Below are 4030 nucleotides of genomic sequence, written 5' to 3' on the forward strand. Positions count from 1 at the left end.
CCCCCCCCCCCCCCCCCCCCCCCCCCCCCCCCCCCCCCCCCCCCCCCCCCCCCCCCCCCCCCCCCCCCCCCCCCCCCCCCCCCCCCCCCTCTTTTCCAGCCGAAGACGGCATACGAGATGATACCTCCTGTCTCGTGGGCTCGGAGATGTGTATAAGAGACAGGTGCTGCCTCATTGAAGCCATAATAACCCTTATCTGAATAGCGATAGGTCGCTAATGATAAAAACGTTTGGCTAATTTCCAAATACTTGCTATGAGAGGCTTTAACACTCCAACCTCGGCTGTTACCCGATTGCAGGTCTGCCGATGAGCCTGTAATATCAACCCCCAGTGCGCCAAGACGGGTATTGAATGCAGAACCTACTACAGCAGACTGATAATTTTCTGCGAACTGACTCCCTGCATAGGCCGTTATATTATTAGATACCCCACGGGAATAGAGTGCTTGCAAAAATGTAGGTTTGCTACGTAAAATTTGGTTATTCAACTGACCAAAGGTCACAGCATAGCGGGAGCTATTGTCCCGTAATAATGATGCTACCGAAGAGTAAGGTACTGAAAATGTCTGTACCGTCCCATCAGTTTCAGTAACAACCACATCCAGTTCACCGCCATATCCAGTAGGATAAAGATCATCGATCGCAAAAGCGCCAGGAGCAACGGTAGTTTTATTTAGCAAGACTCCTCGCTGGCTTACTTGTACCAGTGCATTGGTACGCGCTACACCACGTACTACCGGTGCAAAACCCTGCTGTGAAGCAGGCAGCATGCGGTCATCGGAAGCAAGTTGGATGCCACGAAAGCTTAAGCTATCGAAGTATTGTCCGGATGTATTGTATTCACCGGCTACCAACATACCCTTAAAGGCTGGTAATGGTCGTTGCAGATAACTGTTCAGCGTTGTCCATTTACTAATACCGTTATTGCTGCTGCTATAGTTGGAATTATTTCTCAGCTGCCACAAACCTAAGTTCACGCCACTATTGAGTAAGGTGAAAAAGTTAGAATTAGTAAGTGCCTGTTGATTACCATTAATACGGGATTCATAATAGTTTGCATTATAATTAATAAAGCCCGCGTTAATACCCGCATCCCACAATGCTTGACTAACGTCCCCTTGAGATTCACGTTGCAAGTAAACCTGCGGGATCGAAAAATCCACAGCCAAGTCTGGCATGTTTATGATATAACTGGCAGTAGGTATCAGTGAGTTGAGTAACACACAGCTGCCGGAGTCTGAATCAAGCGGCACATTTTCAAGCTTAAGATCCAGCAATCTTATTAGCTCTTTGCTCAGACAGACTACTTTTTTATTTTCAATATCTTTAATGAGTAAGTTAGCCTTACCCACAAGCTTTTTATTAACCAGAATAGACATACTATAACTACCTGGTGTAATATCATTACCATATGCAAAACGCGCAACATCGACCTTTTCTGAGCCCACTAAGAAACTAGTGTTATATAAGTACGCCTGCCCCTTGGAACTATCCTGCGGTATCACAGATGCATCAGTCCCCCAGGCTGCCCCCACCAGAGTTACATTGGCTAACAATAATACCAGAGCAACTTTAGACGTTAAATTTCTGGCATTTGCTTCATTTATCTGGTCCATAGAGAGAATGTCGTCCTTATATAATTCAAAGCAGGTTATAAAAGTATTTCAGTATATTCCTTTGCACCACCTTGATCGTTAATGAGAAGGTAGTTCAGTTTCATAGGCAATGTACTTTCTGGCACTTTAACCTTGGTACTCAAGGACCCGAATGGTGCGATCATGCCAAAACGTTGTAATGAAACCGACACGGGCTTATTATTCACCATGACATCAACCTGAGAAAAAGACAGATAGTAAGGCGATGTATTTTTACAACTGAGCGTCAGCATCTGCGGTGTCTCTTTGTTGCCAGTACACTGCATCTGTTTAGCCAGCTCATCCGTTTTTGGTGTTGCCAGTTCTGCTGGGCGATAAAATAGTTTTATCCTACTTCTGAATGCCAACTGTAAACTATTTTCTTTATTATTGGCGTCTGTTGGCGGTATTTCAAAGACATTAACCCAAAATACAGACTCTCTATCTTTTACCGATATGCTGCCATTATAAATTATACGTAATGACTGTCCCTGCTTAGGTTCCATACGAAACATTGGCGGTGTAATAGCAAACGGTGTTTTAGGCATTTTTGCCGACATGGCTGAATGACCATCATCAACCCATGCTTGAACTAGCACTGGCAATGAATTGTCATTTTCAATGCGCAGAGAAACTTCCTGTTTATCGCTAGGAAAGACCACTCGCGTGCCGTGTATAATAACACTAGCAGATGCATAACTGACATAGTTACTTAATACCAATGCCAAGATGATATAGGGATTTACTTTATTCATATTAGTCTTGTGAAAATCGAAAATGAATAGAGGGGTACCCCCCTCTATATAATAAATTAGCTAACTTACTGGTATGAAAGAGTGTAAGATACTTCAGAATTTGCAGTCCCTACCTCAGCCTCACCAGTTGCGTAATAGGCTGCAACATAGTTCAGTGTCGCATTACCACCAGTCAGCGTAACGAAGGTTTGTGCCGGAATAACACCGTTGACAGGCTGCAAAGCACCCAAGTTGTCATAGAGCGCGATTTCAACATTACTGGCTTCTGAGGTAGCATCCAGATTCAAGCGGCCAGCCGGGTTACCCAACGTCAGAGACTCGAAATGAGCGGCAACCGCGGTGTTACCACCTGTACAGCCTGTCAATTCTATTGCGAAGCTTTTCGCGCCTGCAGTCTGTCCAGAAGTCATCAGGGATGATGCCGGAACATTGCCCAGATTGACTAATTGCGGAGCCGCAACGCCACCATTAATTGAACAGGTGCTTGCAGTGATATTACCGGTGAAATTAACCTGGCCATCCGCAGCACTTGCTAAATGGGAGGCACCAGCCAAGATGAATGATAATGCTAATGCAATTTTTTTCATTTAAAATACCATTTAAGAAGTAAGTTTCCCTATAATCTATTGACTAGATCATATCATTTGAGTCATTCCCTAGCGAACTACAGAATATTAATAACTCAACACCCCGACAAAGCAGAACACACTTAGCCTTGAATGCCTGACTATAATAGTTATCTTTTCCTATTTGTGTATAGATATGAATCACCCATTTTGTGGTAAGCCTTTTCCTGAACCTCTCTAGGATTTTACTTATTTTTTACTCAGAACAATATCCTAAAATATACCATCCCATTGTTTTTGTTATATTTATAACCATATCTTCGTTGCATTTATATTAATTGATAAGCATTCGCATTTGTAAATATAGTTATATCATGTTCCAATATACCGTGCATCCGTTCGATATAGGATACAGATGGCATTGCAACGCCGGTTTTACCTGACGCTGACTGAAAATAGGAGCATTTATCTACTCAGATACAGATGGTAAGGTAAGTTTAGGCGTTATAAATCATGGTAGTTTCAGTATCTAAACCGGGCCATTGTCGGTAATGCCTTTCGATCAGGGCAAAGAAGTCTCCTAATTGGTCAACGATGCCAATCCCCCCGTCTTAACGGTCAGTTTATTTCAAGACGGTAAATTTTTTAGCCCTGCTATAGCCACAATCAAGCTGATTTTTCCGGTGGCTAAAACCCTTGATGCAGCCAGCGTAGTAGACCTGAAAACTGCCAAACTGAGTAATAACCTATTGGTGGGTAGTGTCTTTTGTGGCAATCGCAGCCCAGGTAGTCGAAGTTCTCACATCGGTTGAGCGAGTATTGCTGATAACGGCACAAACAGCTGTCTGATTTTCTTCATGTTAACCCACCCAACTTAAAGACTACGTGATATCACCTTCATAAGAGTGATATGCACTTTCATGTCAGCGGCTCACTCCCTCCGTCTACTACCTATCTATTTTCACTACTATATATATTGCTGTCTCTTATACACATCTGACGCTGCCGACGATGCCAACTAAAAAAGGGGGGGGGGGGGGGGGGGGGGGGGGGGGGGGGGGGGGGGGGGGGGGGG

The 4030-nt window shown here is 44.1% G+C and carries 3 protein-coding genes; all 3 read right to left on the reverse strand.

Features of this window, described 5'->3' with window-relative positions; all coding sequences use genetic code 11:
* Positions 1-1616: fimbria/pilus outer membrane usher protein (locus JHD74_RS27140; protein WP_370592713.1), on the reverse strand; the 1616-nt coding region annotated here is incomplete at its 3' end.
* A 35-nt stretch (positions 1617-1651) separates the two neighbouring features.
* The gene (locus tag JHD74_RS25470) at positions 1652-2389 is read right to left on the reverse strand and encodes a molecular chaperone (RefSeq protein WP_199063836.1); all 738 of its coding nucleotides are present in this window, start codon (positions 2387-2389) and stop codon (positions 1652-1654) included.
* Between the two features lie 65 nt (positions 2390-2454).
* Complete coding sequence (locus tag JHD74_RS25475) at positions 2455-2976, reverse strand: fimbrial protein (protein ID WP_074031595.1); 522 nt, start codon at positions 2974-2976, stop codon at positions 2455-2457.
* Positions 2977-4030 lie beyond the last annotated feature (1054 nt).

It is taken from the genome of Serratia sp. ASV30, from assembly GCF_016428815.1.
In the GTDB taxonomy this organism is placed as follows: Bacteria; Pseudomonadota; Gammaproteobacteria; order Enterobacterales; family Enterobacteriaceae; genus Chania; species Chania fonticola_C.